Source organism: Chitinophaga barathri, from assembly GCF_003807585.1.
GTDB classification, from domain to species: Bacteria; Bacteroidota; Bacteroidia; order Chitinophagales; family Chitinophagaceae; genus Chitinophaga; species Chitinophaga barathri.
Window position 1 is genome coordinate 185,489 of the sequence record NZ_RMBX01000011.1, and the last position, 18,472, is coordinate 203,960.

Consider the following 18,472-nt stretch of genomic DNA (forward strand, 5'->3'; position numbering starts at 1 on the left):
TTCGTGTTATTGTTCTATAAATATACCAATAAATCAAACTAAAAACAAGAATTATAGCACGTTTATTAGACTAATTGATTAACTTTAGCATACTAATACTAGATTTATGTGTCTAATATAATATAAATAATTTCATTAATACATCGTCGCCCTGAAATAATAAGTAGTTTCCCATTCATCTAAAAACTTAATGAATATGACCTTTGGACAACGTGTTGCCATTATCAGAAAAAAGAAGGATATCAAACAGACCGAGTTGGGTAGTATGATCGGCACCAGCGGAGATATCGTGAGCCGTTATGAAAGGGATGTTATCTCACCAACGATTGAAGTTGCCGCTAGAATCGCATCGGCTTTAAATGTTTCCTTGGATCATTTGGTAATGGGCCATGAAGCGAGCACTGCCAATACTACGGATGCGGTGGCATACAAGTTCCAGCAGCTGGAGAAATTAGCGGAAGAGGATAAAGGGCATGTAATGGCCGTGATCGATGCTTTTATTACTAAACAAAGGGTAAGCGCCTTGATGGGCGAATAAAAAAGGCCCCTGCAGAGCAGGAGCCTTCACACCAAAACATACACCAGGTGTTTTAGGCCTGTGGCTGTGTATTAATCTTCTGCGGCTATCCGCCTTCGTTCTCGACCGTGGCCTGACTTACGCCCGTCATTACCGCGCCGGCGAGGGCTACGTATCCCGCCACCTGGGTGATGATCAAAGGCAGCGCAACCGGCAGGCCTATTATAGCCGTGCTGATCGCCGTCAGCAAAAGCCCGATGTTACGGACCTTCTGGAACAACGGCGGGGTAGGAGCTGTTAAACGTTGTCCAGTATTCATATCTGAACAGTTTAAAGGTTAGAAAATTGCATCCGGGCAGCGCCCGCCTTTACGGAGGCGTTACGCCGCACCTGATACTTTTACCAGCGCCGTAGGATTATGGGCGCCATTGAGCAGGTTAAACATCTCACCGTTCACCTCTTGGAAGAACTCCAGCCCCAAAGCTAGGAACAGCGGCTTTGTGCTGTTCGGGGGTAGGTCGATCACCATGTTAAGCGGAGCGGTCAGTGTCCTATCAAGCGGTAGCTCTGGAGAACTTACAATCCCATCCACAAATGCTTCTTCCTCGAAATTCACCTCCGCAGCCGCCACGTTAATCCGGTAATGGGTGGTGCCGCGTGGCGCCAGGACTTTCCTTTTTGGAATATATGCTGGTATGTCAACAGAAGCGGCGCCGGTTACCCGGTCGATATTGGCCGTGAATGGGGCAAAAAACTTGGTTTTCAGCCTGCCACGGATATTGAACTCAAAACCCTTCAGCAGTTCCGCTTCGCCGTCTATGACGTTTCGGAGCCCGCGGGAGTTGGTGGCGTCCGCACGGATCACCTTTACAAATCTCCCTGTCAGCCTGCCGTACATATAGCTGTCACTGGTTTCGGCCATCAGGTCCCGGAAGGTGGCGCACAGCAGGCGGGAAGCCATGCCGGCCCGGCCAAACTCGGAACCATTCTCACGGGTGCGCTGGAAGGCGGGATCTGTGGCGATACGCTTAGCGTCTACACCGCCTTTCTGGCGAGCAAGATCTCCGGCTACGGTTGAGTAAAACGTTACATTGCCGATCGTGCCCTTCAGCTTGATGAGCCCTATTTGTTTTGCCATTGATATGATTTTAGTTAAGAATGGGGCAATTTGCATAGCCATGCCCGTTAGGCTGTTACATCTGTGCACGATGCCGTAAATTGCTTTACAACACCAAACTACACTGGCATTTTATCACAGAAAAATTCTCATTCCGGACATGCCGATTATGCAGAAAATAATACCAAACCGCATGGTGATTTTTGCCCGTGACGTGCAGAATATCACGGGCCGCAGCGAGAGAGCCTCCCGGCTGCTGCTACAACGTATCCGTCAAGCCTTGGATAAAAAGGCAGGGCAGTTTATTTCTATTGCTGAGTTTTGCCGGTATACTGGCCTGAGTGAAGAAGAGGTGCGCAGCTATTTGAATCGGTAAAAAGCCGTATCAATTTGGGGTTTGCGAGGAATTAAAGGCGCTCTGATTATATTTTGAGGTGCCTTGCTTTCACTTTAATTTATTTATCGGGTAATTCGATCATAATATATTCTTGTACCGTTATAGCTTATTTTACGATAAACCCGGCCTCTTATGCCAATCATCCTCCCTGTAGGCACTTGGGTAGAACGCCCTTCAGTATAGTCTTTCTCAGCTTTCGTTTGAACGACTTTTACACCCAGGCGGCTAAGGGCTTTCTTTGCCAGATCCGGCAGCGATTCTACTGGTAGGATTTTACCTGTCAGTGAAGAAACCTTGGTTTTAGCATACAGCCCGTAACCGATCCGGATCAGCTTACCCTTCCGTATCAACGCCAAAAGGGCACGGCCAACCTGATCATAGCCGCCCAGGTCCTCAAAGTCCTCCCTAAGCAGAACCGGAGATTTCATGCGGGCCATCCTCGTAGCAATCCTGCCTTCTATCGTTCCGTTGTGTTTCATTTGATTATGATGTGAGAACATTAAAAATGTTGCCAATTTAGATGCAAAAGTAGGACAATTATTACCTTGAATCTGAGGCACAACCCTCGTCTCAGGAAAAAATTGATTGGATTAATATTTTAAAAATGACCGTTATTCCGGTCATTTTTCGTATTTTTGACTAAAATATCGGTCATGAAGCCCAAGAAATCAGTATTACTTCCTTCGGCGGATTATACCCTCAAAGAGCTGGGCATCAATATCAAACTGGCCCGCAAGCGCCGCCAACTTTCCGCAGAACAGGTCGCGGAAAGGGCAGGTATTGCCCGTTCCACCTTGCAGCATATTGAGAAAGGCGAACCAGGTGTGGCGATGTCTTCATACCTGCAAGTGCTTTTTGTGTTGGGGCTCGACAAGGATTTATTAAAAGTTGCGGCGGACGATCCGCTGGGCAGGAAATTACAGGATGCGAAACTGCTGAACAAAAGGTAATAAGTATGGCAAAGGCAACATCAAACAGTAAACAGATCTATGTATATGCCGACTGGCAAGAATTGGCAGGCGCCCGTTTCATGGGTTTGCTGAAAGCAGAATCCGTGCGGGGCAAAGAGGTATTTTCATTTTCCTATGAGCCGGAATGGCTGGAAGCCGGCCCGGCCTTATTGATCGACCCGGACTTGCAGTTGTTCTCCGGTCCGCAATATACCAGCGAGGAAAAGCCCAATTTCGGACTGTTTACCGATTCTTCTCCTGACCGCTGGGGCAGAGTGTTGATGGAGCGGAGGGAGGCATTAATTGCCCGGGAAGAGGGGCGCAGGACCAGGGCGCTTATGGAAAGCGATTATTTGTTAGGGGTGCATGATTTGTACAGAATGGGGGCATTACGGTTCAAACTTGACCCGGACGGCCCTTTCCTGGATAACAACGCCGCAATGGCTGCACCACCGATTACCTCATTGAGGTCGTTGGAGGAAGCAAGCCTGGCCCTTGAGAATGATGATGCTGTGGAAGATCCCGCTTTTGCACAATGGCTGAACCTGTTGATGTCCCCCGGTTCTTCTCTGGGCGGTGCGCGGCCCAAAGCCAGCGTAACGGACCCGGATGGACACCTTTGGATAGCCAAGTTCCCTAGCCGCCGCGATGACAGGAATATTGGAGCCTGGGAACAGGTTGTTAATATGTTGGCTGTACGGTCAGGCCTGAATGTTGCAGAAAGCACAGCCCGCCGTTTCTCACAGGATCAGCATACTTTTTTATCCAAACGCTTTGATCGTACTGTCGGTGGTGACCGTATTCACTTCGCTTCCGCCATGACCCTGCTCGGGCAGACGGATGGAGCGGATGCCGCCGCCCAGGTATCATACTTGCAGCTGGCGGAGTTTATCGTACGGCACGGTGCTGCCCCGGATGCAGATTTGGAGGAGTTATGGCGTCGGATCGTTTTTTATATCTGCGTAAGTAATAGTGATGATCATCTGCGCAATCATGGTTTCTTATTAACACCCCGGGGCTGGCGTCTTTCCCCGGCTTACGATGTTAACCCTATACCCAATGCCACAGGGCTAAACCTCAATATTTCAGACCACAACAATGAGCTGGATGTAGACCTTGCCCGTGAAGTTGCAGACCGCTTCAGAGTTCAGGAAAAGAAACGCGAAGAAATCATAAGACAAGTATCGGAAACAGTAACCCACTGGCGGGAAGTTGCAACGGGCATAGGCATTTCACGGAGTGAGATGGAAAGAATGCAAAATTGTTTTTTTAGTTAAAAGGGATATGAGCGAAAAAAAGCTACCAGCATGGATTCTTTTTGGAATATCGATGTGCTTTTATCTTAAAATGTCTCGGGAATAATAGAATATTTTGTCGCCTTTTGAATCATTTTATACTTCGAACTTCCGTACCTTTGACTCTCAATCAGTTCTTTGCAAACCCCAATAAAATAAGGCATTCCAGCGAGGTAACAAAAAAGGTTACACCACTCCAAAAATGCCCGGAAACACGCGGTAATAAAGGCTTTAATATAGTCCCAGCGGGATCACTGGAAATTTGCAAGACCTGCGCATGGCGCGGGTCTTGTGTTTTTAGTCGAGTAGTTGGTCGAGTTCCTTTTTACTTTCCCTATACTTCTTACAATACCTTATGCAGGTTAACCACATAAAAAATAAATAAGCAAATTCAAATTTAGTTTTACTTAATTGAAATTTATCTTGATGGCAATAACGAAGCCGGAGTTTAATACCCCGGCTTCGTTTAAGATTTTGCCACTACTTTAAGGCCAGGCCTATGAATATCAAACCAATCCAAAAACTCACTCTCATTGAGGCCTGCAATATTTTCTGCCAGCGATTTAGTAGTATATCCTAAATGTTTCTCAAAAGCGTTTATAATCATTTTTAAAAGCTTTGGTTCATCGATTTGTATTTCTAGTTTCTCTTTCTTCCTTTCCCCAAATCGACTTAATTCAATAAATAGGGTTTTAAATTTTACATCATCTATTATCCCTAAATCTTTTGCCCGATATATAATCGCTTGTTTCGAAACTTTCCAGTGCAATTTAAGATCACTTAAACGGCTATATGTCAGTGGTCTAAAAGTATATCTTGCTTGCTCCGCTGGGATCAAAAAGGCTCCTGCAAATCTATCCGCTTCTTTTTCAACAGTTTCCCTGTCTTCAAGGCGTTCAAAAAACTCAGGGTCTTCAGTAAATGCGTTATGCATAACGAGATGGCCTAATTCATGTGCCAATGTGAATTTCTTATGATCATTCGGCATATTTTTATTGATTACAATCAATGGCTTATTCTTATCTGTTTCCACAACCATTCCTGAGAATTTATCGGATTTTACGTCAAGAAACAAAACAGGAATTCCAATTTTTTCAATGATTGAAACAGGATTGTCGATTGGGCCTTCATTTAAACCCAAAAACAGCCGAATATACTTAGCGATTACTTCGGGATTATTTTTGCCGGATACTGGTATTTTAGGGAGTTCTTTAAATTCAAACTCAATTGATCTTAGAAACTCCGAGTAAGCTCTTCTAATTATGTCAATTTTTGCTTCTAATGGTACGATTTCCTTCGCTGGAAAACTGCTGCGTTTTCGATAATAGAATTTGCTAATACGGTTGAATTGGGCTTCGTGCTTAAATAGCGTGATCGGAAAGTTTAAAGCGTGGGCAATTTTTGAAACAGAATCTTCGTTCAAATCCAATCGTCCTGTTTCAAAGTTAGATAGGGTAGCCTGTGTTATTCCATGAAGCATGTTTGATAACTGCTCTTGGGACAATCCTCTTGCTTCACGGGCTAACGTAATCATTTTACGATTGAACATCTGTGAAAAGGTTTAGTGTGATTAAAATGCAAGGATGTTCTTTGACTGAACACCCCTGCATAAATTTACTCTTAGGACACTTTTGTTTCACCTTCGCCTGTTTGCTTCTCAACATCTTTCCTAATTCTAACATCAAGGTCATTATTAGGTTCAAGCTCGGGTATGATAACATTTCGTGTTGGGACAGCTGTTTCCGCGGTAATCATTGAAAGATCACTTATCCAGAATGTCCGGCTAAGGTTTTTCATTTCAACTAGGTAACATCCTTCCAGTTCGTCCCAGGAATTCCGGGCTGCTAACCTGAATCCTGCATACAATACAGTAATTGGGCTAGGACGGAATAATAGCTGCTGGGTATTCAAGCTTATTACATGCTTGGTTACAATATTACTCGGACGATACTTGTTGTCAAGTTTTTTGAAATATATCCTAATATTTTTACCTAGCATTAAATAATCCCGTTTATGCTGATCCATCTGCATTAGTTCGGGGTAGGTCTTGTAAAGTTCTCCCCTGATGTTCCAACTCATTGTACTCGCCATGTACCCGCGCCCCTTTCCTTCAAGAGATCGCTTTTCGGCTTCCTCGAGAGTTTGAGCATGGGCGCGTAATAATAGCTCGTTAAGGTCAATGCCTTTAGCTTTGTATAGCTCTTCCATAAGAGCCTGTTTTTCTTCCCTTGAATTGGGAAATTCAGAAAAAAGTTCTACTTTTACCATCGCAATTTTTTTTGTATCAATTTAAGATCCCCGGCCTCCAAGCGTGGGGATTTTTCTTATGCAAAGATAAATGAATTTTATGTAATTATTGTATATGAAATTTGATAAAAATTGTATCAAATGAATTTTACAATTGATAATCAATATATTGTAGCATAAATTCCTATTTTCATAACCTACAACTTTTTCCGAAAAACAATTTTAGCCGAATGTATCTGTAATTTTCACTATATTTAGTGTCAAAATGAGGGTAAAATGAAGAAATTGAATCTGAAGTGGTTGAAATCCTTTTTCACCTTTGACCTGCCGGTTAATTACAATGATCTTACTCTTCGCTTCCGGCAAGCCCACGAGAAACAGCACGGTTATATTTCCAGCTGGCCTACTGAAGCCACTTACCGGTATCTTATTAGCGATTTTTGGGGAAACGCTTTAAAGCATTATTTGGCAATGCTGGCAGCGGGTATATTCATAACCATCGCCCTTAACCAATTTAATACCTTAAGCGCTTCTATTCTTGCCTTAACCGGCTTCTTGGTTTACGTTCCACTGTATTTCATGATTTACCGTCCCTACCTTTAACCGGGAGTTTATGCCCCGGCTTACTGCCGTCATGGCTGATTTTGAAGGAAAGGAGCGAGTGCATCTGGAAAAATGCAAGCAGGCTCAAATGAGCAATACCGCATTATCTATCATATTCTATGCCCTTGCCAAAACAAGCGGCATGCATCTAAATAAGATAGATGCACCTTTCGGCGGCCTTTTAATGAGTTTGTACGGGAGCAGCCCGGACAGCCTGCAAAAAGCCCTGAAACTGATAACCTGTAAAGTGACCTCCCTCAGTCCACATAAGCAGACTGAACTTGAAAAAAGCATAGAAGAAGCCCGCATCTTCTTTACTAAACTGGAATTTCCCCAAGGGCTGGAGATCATCGATCATCTGGAACGAAAGTTCAGGCGGCTTTAAGCATTAAAGTGCGTCACATTTCATAAAAAGCCTGGAAAAAGTATACTTTACTTTTTCCGGGCTTTACATTTTCATACCCTTGCAGGCTAAAACCGTAATGTGATGAATGAAAACGTAAAGACTGAACAAACGGCTACGCCTATGTTATTCCCGTTTGAGCCGTCCCGATTCTGGCAGAGCCTACGCCAGATCATCCGGGAGGAAGTTACCCGAATCGAAAAGAGCAGCCCCACCACCCCGACGTATAACATACCGGGCCTCACCTACAAGCCCCTTTATAGGATCGGGGAGGTTTGCACCATCTTCTAGGTTACCCGCCCCACAATTTACGACTGGATCAAACACGGCAAGCTCAAGCCCTACAAAGTCCGGTCAAGGGTTTATTTCTCTGGAACGATATTCAGCAACTTCTTCAGCCGCCCGGAGCGGATGGAGGAAACAGGTAGCTTGCTACCTGTAGCGAGCGGTGTTTTTGCTTCGCAAAAACGCGCTCGCTTTTGCTCCCGTTGGTCGCAAAAGGTTGCCCGCAAGCGGGCAAGTATTAAAATTTCCATTTATGAGTGAGAAAAGGAAAGGCCGCCCACCCAGCCCGGTAAAACGCCGGTTCCAGGTCGGGGTAAGGCTCAATGAGGAAGAAATGAAACGGGTGAAGGAACAGGCGCAAATCGCAGGAATGAAGGTCATGCCCTACATGCGGCAGGTGATTCTCCGGGGAAAGGTTGTTGCCCGGCTGGATGAGGAAGGTCGCCAATACCGGCTGGCCCTGATCGGGGTTGCCAACAATATTAACCAGATGGCTAAAACCTGTCACCAGAAGGGATACTTATCCGCCTTAGCTGCTTATTACAAGGACTACGCCCAATTATGTGACATTCTGAAAAAGTTAAGTGATGATAAGTAAAGTAATAACGGGTAAGTCTTTTTCAGGTTGCTGCCGGTATGTCTGCAAACCAGCGGAACGGGCCGAGATACTGTATGTTCACGGTGTAAGGGAATCTGACCCTAAACAGATGGCTGAAGATTTTGAACAGAGTCGCCGCCTGCTGCCCAATAAGCACAGGGCAGTATTTCACGGGATTTTAAGTTTCCATCCAGATGATAAGGTAACAAACGAGCTGATGGCAAATCTTGCCCAAAAATATCTTCAGGAGATCGGCCTGATTAATACGCAGGTGGCGGTTGTAAAGCACACTGACAAGGCCCATCCGCATTTGCATATTATTGCTAACCTGGTAAATCTCAACGGAAAGGCCATTTCTGATAGCTGGTTAGGCTTACGCGGCAAAAAAGCGGCTCAGGCCCTCACCCAAGCCCATCGACTGATTGTCGCAGAGCGGCGGCCCCGGAAACAGCCGGGCCGGGTTTTAAGCGAGGAAGAAACGGTGAAAGAAGAAATTCACACGGCGATAGCGACAGGCCGCATGTTGTGCCACAGCTTTGAGGAATTGCAAAACTGGATGGTGCGTCACCAGATTGATGTGATGTTTAAACGAAACCGGGCGGGAGAAATATGCGGGATCAGCTTCAGGAAAGGGAAATATGCCTTTAAGGGTAGCAGCATACACCGGGCGTACTCGTTTAGCGGGTTTCAAAAAACTTTTGGTTATCGCCCGAACATCAGGATTGAACAAGCTCCCCGATTGCGTAGGGGCTTGCGGCGGTAGTGCCGCTGGCGCGGTGCATTATTTGGATAGATGATTTTTGCGGCGGTGGAACATAGCCGGGCTTCTTCGGAAAAATCATCTATCCAAATAACGCCCTTTTACTTTTTGCCCGCCAGTGTATTGAGGTCAGTTTCCAGCGCTTCGGCCAGCTTTAGCAAAATGATCAAGGAAGGGTTCATTTCCCCGGCTTCCAGCTTTTCCACAGTACTATGCGCAATATCCGCCCTGTAGGCAAACACGCGGGTGCTGTACCCTTTTGCAAGCCGGATCTTTTGTATGCAATATGTCGGCTTTGCGGGACAAGTTATTTGGGGATGGCGAGGAATTGAAAGAGTGGAGAATTTAAGTAGTACCCCACCGGGGGCTTGTGCCTCTCCACCAGATGATTTTTGCATCGGCAAAACAAGGGCCGGGCAGTTTCGGAAAAATCATCTGGTAGAGAGGCACTTTTATGCTTTTACTTCCTGATGTTTATGTATGATATCGAGATGTGAAAGGTAATTTTGCGAATTAGGAGCCCAATCAAAATAGATTCCACCCTTTTTTAGCTTCATTTCTTCCTCCTGCGATTTATCAACTGACAGGGTGTGTTCAAATAGTTTTATTGGCTTATTACCTACGGTTTCTACAAATACTTCCAAAAGATATTCGCCAGCTAAAAAATTATAATGTGATCCATCTTTAGGTAAAAGGAAATGATGGTTGCATGCAATGCCACTTTTGTTTATGAATAATCCGCTTCCCCTGACTAGACCACCGTTATCGTAAATCCATACATTAAAGTTCTGGTGTGATTCGCCGCGCCGTAAGCGAATAAACATGTTTTGGACGTAGATACCTTTATCCGCCGTACTGTAAAGTAAAGTCCGTATAAAGACCTTCTTATTCACTTCACCCGGCCCATCTGGCCCAAAGAAAATGACAGATGGTCTAGTCATTTTTATTGTTCCCTTATTAATTCTGGTTAGCCAGAATGTTAGAAGCGAAATAGTAAATGCAAATAATGACAAGACTATGCTAAAGGTTGCCATAAAGCGTTATTTAGGGGCAGTCAAATATAAAGAAAGATTCGTAAGTAATTTAGCTCCTGATTTATGGCAAGCGGTGTTTTCGTAGGACGAAAATCGCTTGCTTTTGCGCCCGTTGGTTGCAAAAGAAAACGGGTGCCACCTGACGCCCGCCCTAAGCTGCAAAATGTTCCTGTTGTAGATTATTCTTTTCTTTCACCGGTGAAAAGAAAAAGATTAGAAAGCGCCCACCCTTAGCCTTCATAACATGTCATTGGCTTCGGCTTTTCCCTCCCGGCTGTTAAGCAAAACAAAGGGCGTGAGGAACCGGACATACTTCCTTTCCATGGTCATCCAGTCATTAAACCTCTTTCGGCTGTTTGAGAACTCATAGCCTTGTGCATACATTTGAGCGAGGTGAAACAGTTCCTTTGATGTCTCAGGCGGTAGGAAGGTTTGATGCATGATTCTGTGAATCTTCATCCCTGAAATGTTCAGAGCGTAGCAAGCCCTGATCCAGTCAAGGTCAGCCAAATCGCAAAACTCAGCCAGGTCATCGGGTGTAAACCCTTGCTCCATTATTCTCATTTGCCCGGCTTCATCCAACCGGTTCAATTTCTGGAGGTTGTCAATGTTACGGAAGTATGGTTGCCTTCCGGAAGTTTGAGTACTCATAAATGGTTGGTTTTTGATTTCAAGAGCAAGAAAATGGCGGTCACTAAGGTTAACGAGATCGTAAACAGCATCAAAAAAAATCGCCACATTGTTCGTAGAAAAAGAGCATTTTGGCGCGGGTTTCCCCATTCCATATGTCGGCATGCTGGCTTCCCGTGGCGGCAACTAATAGCTCCCATAGAACCTTTTTGGCGGCATCGGGATCGGGGTAGCTTTCAAAAAAGTCTTGAATACATGAAGATGCCGTGATGTCGACGGCTGAAATAATACTCCTCATACCTTTGAGTTTAACAATCACAAATAGTATCAAAGCAGTTGGGAACAAACAAAATAGTGCGGAACCCAACTCGCCACCGGCAAGGCCGTAGGAAGCCTACTGGGATGGACAAGAAGGGCCCGCACCATAAGGTACGAGCCTCCCTCTTATCATCTCTCCCAGTTTGAATTTCCTACGTTCTGCCGGTGAGAATCTAAGAAGCAGCTCTAATTTCTTGCAGGGCTGCAACAATAGCGAATTAAGGGTTTATTTTAAAATTGGGGCGTTCGCCCCAAAGAAAGTTGCTGAATTTCTGCCATTTTTAGTAATAGCTAATAAGAATGGAGAAGTTTAACGATAAGGAAGCCTTAAAAAAATTTGGCGCGAACCTCCGTCAGATAAGAAATTCCAAGGGGATGAAGCTGGAAGATGTTTCAGCTCATAGTGGCATTGATACCAGTGATATAGGGAAGATTGAACGAGGGGAGATAAACATTGCTTTCAGTACATTATGTAAATTGGCAATTGGTTTAGACATAAGGCTCTCCAAGTTAGTTGATTTCGACTTTTAAATCACATAACCTATGTCGAAATATAATATACTAGTTAGAATTCTTGACAAAATTCGAACAGAGGCCCCAGCAACATATACCGTTAAGTATGCGAGGAACGACGCAGACATCGAGAAGGCAAATCAGGCACGGGCACGAGCCTTTATCCACCTTTATCTAAAAGTTAGTTTTGGCTTATTGGATTTTACTGAAAGAGAAGCATTCATAACGGATGATACTATGGATGGAGGTATTGACGGCTATTATATTCATAAAGAAAGTAAAACTATATATTTTATCCAATCAAAATTCCGTACCACCGAGAAAAACTTTGAACAAAAAAGGATTGAATTGGCTGAAATATTGATAATGGATATTAATAGAATTATGGATGGAGAGGAAAATGATGAGAATGGCAACAAGTATAATGGTAAAATAAGGCAGATGATGCACAGCATCAGGGAGATGGACGATATTGCTAGATACCGCTATAAAGTTATTTTACTTGCCAACATCGAAAATATTCCCCAATCCAAATTGAAGTATTTGACAGGCGGGTATCCTGTTGAAGTTTTTGACTATGAACTATGTTATAATAAATTGATCTTTCCTATTTTATCTGGTACATATTTTAATGCCTCAGATTTAACTATTAATATTGACCTGAGTAATAAAAACGCAGGTAGCAAGATTAGCTATACAGTTAAAACCGAACATAGCGACTGCGAAATCACCTTACTTTTTGTGCCTACGATTGAAATAGCGAAAGTATTACATAAATATAAAAATTCAATTTTAAAGTATAACCCAAGAAGCTATCTAGAATTTGAAGGGCAAAAGGTCAATTCCTCCATTAGAGAGACGATACTAAAGAAAAGTACTAATGAATTTGCGCTGTTCAATAATGGAATTACAATGCTTTCGGATGAAACATATATCAATGAAAAAATCGGCCAAAAGAATAAAGCACAACTTCATGTAGTTAACCCTCAAATCATAAACGGAGGACAAACTGCGTATACATTGGGAAAAATTTATGAAGAGAACATCACAAAGAATGTAGTCTCCATTTTTCAAGAGAAGGAAGTTTTACTTAAGATAATTACATTTATACAGGAGAATGGATCAGATGAGAAAAAATCAGAAAAAGTACAGTTAATTGACGAGATATCAACAGCAACTAATTTACAAACACCGGTTATAGGCTCTGACAAGTTTTCAAATGATAAGTTTCATGTGAGAATTCAAGACCTACTTTTTAGTCGCTATGGACTTCTTTACGAAAGAAAACGAGGTGAATTCGGAGATGGGGCTGAACTCGGATATATCAGTCGGGAAAGGATTCTTGAGAGGAATATGTTTTTTAGAATATATTATGCTAGCAATGGGGAGATAAATAGATCGATTCAAAAGAAGTTATTTTTGAAAAATCAATCGTCAATAAAACTTCTTGAAAATTTGAATAAACTAGATAACTTCTATTTTGGTTACTACTGTTTCAATCAACTGTTGAAAAAAAGAAACCAGCAGTCTAAGATTGAAAAGAATATTTACGGAATGGTTTATGCAATGACGAGATTATATAAGCCGGATAGCATAGTTGATTATCAAGATGTTGTGAGTGATAAAATCTCCATCTTTCCACATGAATGGGAAAAATTTACAAATACTATATCAAAATCTGATCCCCGTTACATGCGAACCTTTTTGGACAAAAGAACAGAACAATTAATTACTACATTTAGTGAAGTTAGATGGTATCGGAGTAATAATTTTGAAGAAGACATTCTAAATTTTTACGGTACAGATGAAAGAATTTTTTCCTAACTTGTATCATCGTATTTTCGTACATACTTTAACTCATCTAATATCTGGTTGACAATAGGGTTAGCGTATAACTTTGGTAGCCGGAAGACGCAGTAAATACAACGGTTTCAAAAATACTTCATGGCCCAGCGGGATCACAAAGGTACGAGCAATCGTACCTTTTTTCATTTTAGTCCGTTCACCAGGGCGGATTCGACGAAAGAACGGTTAAAAGAACCTTTCATCTGATTGTAAATTAGGTCCCTGCCGGATGATCGCTTCAACAGTTTTAGGCTATTTCCGGACCCTAAACTTTGTACGTATGTATAACTCCAGGTTTGCACATTATAAATTTCGCTTGTTACTTTCAATGGCAATGAACTCTGGCAAATAATCAGGCGTACATCCTTTTGATACCATTTCACCTTTATAAAGGCCTGTTTTCTCACCAATGTTTATACATCGATTTCGAAACTGTTTTTCATGAACTCCGATCCAGCCCGCTGTGAAATTCATTGCCCATTGAACTTCTGGTTCTTCTTTGGCAATGTTAGCTTCTATTTTAGTTAATAATTCTGGGGTATTAGCAGGCGGTGTTTGCCCCGTCCACCTTAAACGAGCCTGGTAATACCAGAATACCCGTCTTTGCAGAGCCGAAAGACTATTTTCCCACGATTCAATCAGTGCAATTGTTTTCTTATTTTTCATGAGTTGGTTAGCCATGAGCCAGTCCATTAGCTGATTTCGCTCATCAAATGAATGGGTGTGCATATCCTTATCAAGCTTATTGATCAGATCTTGTGAAACACGCTTATTATCCATAATTAAGATCGCCAATAGCCTTGGGAAGAACTTACCGGTTGACCATAATTCCATAGCCAGATCGTGATCCGTTTTTATGATCTTAGCAATTTTCCGTAAGTCTCCAAGGTTAGTTTTGGTATTGATCTGACCCAAAATGTTTTCTGCTTTTGAAGAGAGTTTCATTGCAATTTCGTTTTTTCTTTCCCGTATCCGGATACAATAACGGACCATTCGTCACCTCGTCATATTGCCAATGCACTGTTAGCGGTAGTGCATTACTTTGTCATAAAGATGTTTTAGTTGGCTGTCTCCGAAACCATAAATGCTTTCCCTGTTCCAAAATTCTTTGAACACTTTATGAAAGTCAGTAGAAATGTTTTTTGTGATGTCTTCAATCACTTTTTCAGGTCTTCCTTTTGTGCCATCTTTTGGAAAACGGTCAACATGCGCCGTTACTACTTCTTGTAAATAGGGAAAAGCTGAAGATTGATTCTTTGAAAGATTTGTCAGCTCTTCAAGATTTCCATTTTTGTAAGCTTCCCACAAGTCTTTTCCTAAATTTATGTCGGCTTCACTTAAAAGAATTTTATTGGCATAACAAACTTTAAGTTCATCTGAATTTGCCAGTCCAAAGCCATTCCAAAATTGTTTATTGGTTTTGTCTAAATAAGAAGTATAAACAGCAAAAACTTTTTTCTTTATTGGCAAACTATTGATAATTGAAATAACAAACCACATATTTACCTGGCAAAACAAGTCATACTCAAACCAAAGGTTAAATTCTGAATGATCGGGCGCATTCGTTATTTTTTCAAACTCTTTTACAACTTTACTATGGTATTCAGTTTCTGTTAATCCCAGATACTTTGCTCTTGATTGCCAAAAGTCATGCGGATTGTCGCCTGACAAATCTCCATCTATAAGAGCTTCTCTAACCACTATTACATCTCCTTCAATTTTCGTGTCTGGGAAACTGTAAGCAAGAGAGTCGCCGTTTAAAATATTATAGATCATGATTGTGATGTTTTTTGTAATACGCTAACGCTTTCATTGCCGTAACCTTATTGCGATACAGCTAAATTAACATTATTTGCGTAATTGTAACAGCAACATTTTTATCGAAATTAACCGCATTTCCATTCCTTTGGCAAGATTGACAGTTAGTCACATATGCTACACAAAAGTTTTAAATCACTGATGGAATGGTTCTGGAAATGTACCACGAGGATCACGAAAGCGGACAAAATAAAGCCGCATAAAACGTATCGTTTATGCGGCTTTTGTGCTTTCCCGCCCACACTTTCTTTGCGAGCCTGAAATTCAGCAGGGGTACAGAAATTGTAGCATATAAAACAGAAGTTCAGGTGCAGGATATCTTAACATAAAGAGTTACCTATTTTAATCTAATCACCACTTTATCGATCGTTCCATTAAACCTGAAGGGCGGCTGATAATCCGTTGTTACAGGCTGCCCGCTGTCCTCACCCACACCAAAAGTATCCACGCCAAAGCGGCCGAATATGGTAGCGGCCATTTTCCCTTTTCCAACGGGCTGGCCGTTGACCTTTAGCACCAGGTCAGCCGCCTTGCCCATACCACCGCCTGCATAGTTGAAGTCCAGTTCTATTTTGCCGGCTCCTGCTGCGATGGCGTTGGGAGCTTTCACGATGGTGTGCTTACCGTAGTAATTATAGTCAAAGATGGGGATACCGTTTTTCAGGTAAAGTGTGATACCTGATGATACTCCACCGGCCGCCAGGATAACCCCGTTTGTTTTAGAGCCGTTGGTATGAACGTCTGCGGTGATCGTCCAGCTGCGGTTCTTGATGGCTGGGGAAGCGGTTTCCGGCAACCGGGTTGCGCCTGCATAATACGTAAATTCCGTGGCTTCGGGGTTAGAACCGGGCGGCGGCGGTTTGGGCTCCAGTATGCGGGCAACGCCGCGGTCATCCAGCGGGTAGACGTGGTACTTCTCAGCTGCCGCATCGAATTTCTTTTTCATCTCTTCCAGTTTATCGGGCATCTGCGTAGCGAGGTTATTGGCTTCGGAATAATCTTCGTTCAGGTTGTACAATTCCCATTTATCCTGGTCCCAGTTGCCCGGGGCAAGGTCCTGCCGCCAGGGCAGCGTATGTTGCGCATTGGCCTTCCACCCGTCAGCGTAAATGGAGCGATTGCTCAGGATCTCGAAGTACTGGTCCTTTCTTCCCTGGAAAGCCGGGTCCGTGAAGCTGGCCAGAAAAGATGCGCCTGCCAACGGTAATTGTTCAATGCCGTTTACATACTGCGGCATCGTTACGTGAGCAGCCTCATACACAGTTGGCGCTATGTCCACAAGGTGCAGGAAAGCGTCGCGTGGCTTATCGTCGTGCCTGATCTTCGCAGGCCAGCTGATCACCATTGGGTTGCGTGACCCACCCAAATGCGAAGCCACCTGTTTTACCCATTGAAAAGGAGTATTGCCCGCCCATGCCCATCCTACGGGATAGTGCGGCTCTGTCTGCGGTCCCCCGAGCTTATCGAGGTCTTTTAATATCTCGTCAACGCTCGCATTCATGCCTGAAAGGTTCTTGATCTCATCCAAAGTGCCATCCGGACCGCCTTCAGAAGAAGCGCCGTTGTCGCCTACAATATAGATTATAAGGGTATTGTCCGCACCGGGCATTTTTTTAATAGCATCCAGCAGCCGCCCAACTTCATGGTCTGCAAAGGCAAAGTAACCTGCGTAGTTTTCAAAGAGGGCATTGTAAACTTTTTTCTGTTTGTCGCTCAGGCTGCTCCAGGCGGGCACCCAATCGGGCCGTGGCGTCAGCTTTGTATTCGGGGGAACGATGCCCATTCTTTTCTGGTTTTCGAACACGATCTCCCGGTATTTTTCCCAACCCATATCAAACTTCCCTTTGAACTTGTCGCGCCACTGTTTCGTGACGTGGTGAGGGGCGTGCATCGCACCCGGCGCGAAATACATAAAGAACGGCTTGCCGGGGGAAACGGATTTTTCATACTGCATCCTGGCGATGGCCCGGTCCGTCATATCCGTCAACAGGTGATAACCTTGTTTGGGGGATTTGTCCGGCTCTACCGGCGTTGTATTTTCGAAGATCACGGGGTAGTATTGATGCGCTTCACCGGCATTGAACCCATAAAAATAATCGAAGCCCATACCAGTTGGCCACCGGTCAAAAGGCCCAGCCACGCTGGTTTCCCAATCAGGCGTGTTGTGGTTTTTGCCATACCACCAGGTGGTATAACCATTGTCCCGAAGTACTTCGGCCATGGTAGCGGTGGTACGCGGGATCATCGTGCTGTGTTGGGGAAACCTGTAGCCCATTCCATCAGGAAGCCGTTGCCTGCATCATGATGGTTCCGGCCGGTAAGCAAAGCCGCTCTGGAAGGCCCGCAAATAGCGGTGGTGTGGAACCGGTTGTAGCGCAAGCCTTCAGCGGCAAGTTTGTCGAGGTTGGGCGTTGGGATCAGCCCGCCGAAGGTGGATGTTTGCCCGAATCCTACATCGTCCAGCAAGATAATAACAACATTGGGCGCATCCGCTGCCGCTTTGGGGATTTCAGGCCATGCGGGCGTAGATTCTTTGTAGGTCTTGCCGATCTTTCCTTTAAAGGGCGGGTCAGGCTTGGGCAAAACATGCTACGACCGGAGGCCGGAAGCAAGCACCAGCCAGAAAGTAAGCATAAGGAGAGGTCTGTTAATATTCATGCATCCAGGTTTTAAGCATAAACTATTTATCCCAGGTACGTGAGAGCATACCAGAGGCGGGATTATCGGGTTGCCGGAATCTGCAATAAAACAGAAGATGAAATATGCTAATTGTTTGCTCCGGGAGGGAAATGCCTGAAAAGAGGCAATAAGAATATAACAACCATCCTATAAAAAGGTTGTGGGCGTGGAGGGAGGACAGCGTTTGGATATCAACAATTTGTTGTACTTTCACGCCGCAATTGGTTTTTAACACAGTTTTCACAGTGTTAAAATTAATAGGGAATCAGGTGTAAATCCTGAGCAGACCCGCTACTGTAAGTTCTATACAACACTTTGACATTCTACTCGCCACTGTCCCGTAAACATTCGGGATGGGAAGGCCGTCAAAAGTGAGAACAAGCCAGGAGACCTGCCAAATGCAGATAATTTTAAAGCTTTCGAGGATGGGGCTTTGAATACAACTTGCACTGAAATACTTCAG

General features: G+C 43.9%; 24 protein-coding genes and 1 riboswitch. Of the genes, 11 read left to right on the top strand and 13 right to left on the bottom strand.

What is annotated here, in order from left to right:
- The first annotated feature begins 196 nt into the window (after window positions 1-196).
- Complete coding sequence (locus tag EG028_RS19920) at window positions 197-538, top strand: helix-turn-helix domain-containing protein (protein WP_162946581.1); 342 nt, start codon at window positions 197-199, stop codon at window positions 536-538.
- 85 nt (window positions 539-623) lie between these two features.
- Here the strand turns inward: EG028_RS19920 and EG028_RS19925 are convergent, their stop codons facing one another.
- Both EG028_RS19925 and EG028_RS19930 read right to left on the bottom strand, forming a co-directional pair.
- Window positions 624-836 (bottom strand): hypothetical protein, encoded by a 213-nt coding sequence (locus tag EG028_RS19925; RefSeq protein WP_120518087.1) that lies wholly within the window; start codon window positions 834-836, stop codon window positions 624-626.
- Between the two features lie 60 nt (window positions 837-896).
- Window positions 897-1,655: a hypothetical protein gene (locus EG028_RS19930; protein WP_120518088.1), complete on the bottom strand. Its 759-nt coding sequence runs from the start codon at window positions 1,653-1,655 to the stop codon at window positions 897-899.
- A 139-nt stretch (window positions 1,656-1,794) separates the two neighbouring features.
- Between EG028_RS19930 and EG028_RS19935 the strand changes: the two genes are divergently transcribed.
- Window positions 1,795-2,010 (top strand): hypothetical protein, encoded by a 216-nt coding sequence (locus EG028_RS19935; RefSeq protein WP_206614478.1) that lies wholly within the window; start codon window positions 1,795-1,797, stop codon window positions 2,008-2,010.
- Between the two features lie 83 nt (window positions 2,011-2,093).
- On the opposite strand, the gene EG028_RS19940 is transcribed toward EG028_RS19935, so the two are convergent.
- Complete coding sequence (locus EG028_RS19940) at window positions 2,094-2,510, bottom strand: DUF6088 family protein (RefSeq protein ID WP_120518089.1); 417 nt, start codon at window positions 2,508-2,510, stop codon at window positions 2,094-2,096.
- A 174-nt stretch (window positions 2,511-2,684) separates the two neighbouring features.
- Between EG028_RS19940 and EG028_RS19945 the strand changes: the two genes are divergently transcribed.
- Window positions 2,685-2,981 (top strand): helix-turn-helix domain-containing protein, encoded by a 297-nt coding sequence (locus EG028_RS19945; protein ID WP_120518090.1) that lies wholly within the window; start codon window positions 2,685-2,687, stop codon window positions 2,979-2,981.
- Between the two features lie 5 nt (window positions 2,982-2,986).
- Complete coding sequence (locus EG028_RS19950; RefSeq protein WP_120518091.1) at window positions 2,987-4,258, top strand: type II toxin-antitoxin system HipA family toxin; 1,272 nt, start codon at window positions 2,987-2,989, stop codon at window positions 4,256-4,258.
- A 484-nt stretch (window positions 4,259-4,742) separates the two neighbouring features.
- On the opposite strand, the gene EG028_RS19955 is transcribed toward EG028_RS19950, so the two are convergent.
- Together EG028_RS19955 and EG028_RS19960 are read right to left on the bottom strand one after the other, a co-directional pair.
- Complete coding sequence (locus tag EG028_RS19955; RefSeq protein ID WP_120518092.1) at window positions 4,743-5,825, bottom strand: XRE family transcriptional regulator; 1,083 nt, start codon at window positions 5,823-5,825, stop codon at window positions 4,743-4,745.
- Between the two features lie 71 nt (window positions 5,826-5,896).
- The gene (locus EG028_RS19960; RefSeq protein ID WP_120518093.1) at window positions 5,897-6,544 is read right to left on the bottom strand and encodes a hypothetical protein; all 648 of its coding nucleotides are present in this window, start codon (window positions 6,542-6,544) and stop codon (window positions 5,897-5,899) included.
- 255 nt (window positions 6,545-6,799) lie between these two features.
- Between EG028_RS19960 and EG028_RS19965 the strand changes: the two genes are divergently transcribed.
- From EG028_RS19965 to EG028_RS19985, 5 genes are all read left to right on the top strand, one after another.
- Window positions 6,800-7,126, top strand: a complete 327-nt coding sequence (locus tag EG028_RS19965) for a hypothetical protein (protein WP_120518094.1) — start codon at window positions 6,800-6,802, stop codon at window positions 7,124-7,126.
- Between the two features lie 10 nt (window positions 7,127-7,136).
- On the top strand, window positions 7,137-7,511 hold the full coding sequence (locus EG028_RS19970) for a hypothetical protein (protein WP_120518095.1): 375 nt from the start codon (window positions 7,137-7,139) through the stop codon (window positions 7,509-7,511).
- Window positions 7,512-7,613: 102 nt separating this feature from the next.
- Window positions 7,614-7,820 (top strand): DNA-binding protein, encoded by a 207-nt coding sequence (locus tag EG028_RS27945; RefSeq protein ID WP_241559177.1) that lies wholly within the window; start codon window positions 7,614-7,616, stop codon window positions 7,818-7,820.
- Window positions 7,821-8,067: 247 nt separating this feature from the next.
- Window positions 8,068-8,412, top strand: coding sequence for a plasmid mobilization protein (locus EG028_RS19980; RefSeq protein WP_120518096.1), 345 nt, complete (start codon window positions 8,068-8,070; stop codon window positions 8,410-8,412).
- Window positions 8,402-9,175 (top strand): relaxase/mobilization nuclease domain-containing protein, encoded by a 774-nt coding sequence (locus EG028_RS19985; RefSeq protein WP_120518097.1) that lies wholly within the window; start codon window positions 8,402-8,404, stop codon window positions 9,173-9,175. Before EG028_RS19980 ends, EG028_RS19985 begins: the two co-directional genes overlap by 11 nt.
- Window positions 9,176-9,273: 98 nt before the next feature.
- Here EG028_RS19985 and EG028_RS19990 read toward each other — a convergent pair whose 3' ends face one another.
- The 4 genes from EG028_RS19990 to EG028_RS20005 form a co-directional block, all read right to left on the bottom strand.
- Window positions 9,274-9,570: a helix-turn-helix domain-containing protein gene (locus EG028_RS19990; RefSeq protein WP_120518098.1), complete on the bottom strand. Its 297-nt coding sequence runs from the start codon at window positions 9,568-9,570 to the stop codon at window positions 9,274-9,276.
- 54 nt (window positions 9,571-9,624) lie between these two features.
- Window positions 9,625-10,206, bottom strand: a complete 582-nt coding sequence (locus EG028_RS19995; protein WP_120518099.1) for a hypothetical protein — start codon at window positions 10,204-10,206, stop codon at window positions 9,625-9,627.
- Window positions 10,207-10,443: 237 nt separating this feature from the next.
- Complete coding sequence (locus EG028_RS20000) at window positions 10,444-10,857, bottom strand: hypothetical protein (RefSeq protein ID WP_123864728.1); 414 nt, start codon at window positions 10,855-10,857, stop codon at window positions 10,444-10,446.
- Window positions 10,858-10,927: 70 nt separating this feature from the next.
- Window positions 10,928-11,134, bottom strand: a complete 207-nt coding sequence (locus tag EG028_RS20005; RefSeq protein WP_123864729.1) for a hypothetical protein — start codon at window positions 11,132-11,134, stop codon at window positions 10,928-10,930.
- Window positions 11,135-11,454: 320 nt separating this feature from the next.
- Here EG028_RS20005 and EG028_RS20010 point away from each other — a divergent pair, with 320 nt between their 5' ends.
- Both EG028_RS20010 and EG028_RS20015 read left to right on the top strand, forming a co-directional pair.
- Window positions 11,455-11,685 (top strand): helix-turn-helix domain-containing protein, encoded by a 231-nt coding sequence (locus tag EG028_RS20010; protein ID WP_120518102.1) that lies wholly within the window; start codon window positions 11,455-11,457, stop codon window positions 11,683-11,685.
- Between the two features lie 12 nt (window positions 11,686-11,697).
- Window positions 11,698-13,491 (top strand): AIPR family protein, encoded by a 1,794-nt coding sequence (locus tag EG028_RS20015; RefSeq protein WP_120518103.1) that lies wholly within the window; start codon window positions 11,698-11,700, stop codon window positions 13,489-13,491.
- Window positions 13,492-13,815: 324 nt separating this feature from the next.
- Here EG028_RS20015 and EG028_RS20020 read toward each other — a convergent pair whose 3' ends face one another.
- The 4 genes from EG028_RS20020 to EG028_RS28020 all read right to left on the bottom strand — a co-directional run bounded on the left by EG028_RS20020 (window position 13,816) and on the right by EG028_RS28020 (window position 17,913).
- A complete protein-coding gene (locus tag EG028_RS20020) occupies window positions 13,816-14,457 on the bottom strand; it encodes a DNA alkylation repair protein (RefSeq protein WP_120518104.1) in 642 nt (213 codons plus the stop codon).
- 78 nt (window positions 14,458-14,535) lie between these two features.
- On the bottom strand, window positions 14,536-15,288 hold the full coding sequence (locus tag EG028_RS20025; protein ID WP_120518105.1) for a DUF1835 domain-containing protein: 753 nt from the start codon (window positions 15,286-15,288) through the stop codon (window positions 14,536-14,538).
- 379 nt (window positions 15,289-15,667) lie between these two features.
- Window positions 15,668-17,575, bottom strand: a complete 1,908-nt coding sequence (locus EG028_RS20030) for a sulfatase-like hydrolase/transferase (RefSeq protein WP_206614479.1) — start codon at window positions 17,573-17,575, stop codon at window positions 15,668-15,670.
- On the bottom strand, window positions 17,572-17,913 hold the full coding sequence (locus EG028_RS28020; protein WP_206614480.1) for a sulfatase-like hydrolase/transferase: 342 nt from the start codon (window positions 17,911-17,913) through the stop codon (window positions 17,572-17,574). Before EG028_RS28020 ends, EG028_RS20030 begins: the two co-directional genes overlap by 4 nt.
- 301 nt (window positions 17,914-18,214) lie before the next feature.
- Window positions 18,215-18,422: riboswitch (cobalamin riboswitch) on the top strand.
- Window positions 18,423-18,472: the final 50 nt, after the last annotated feature.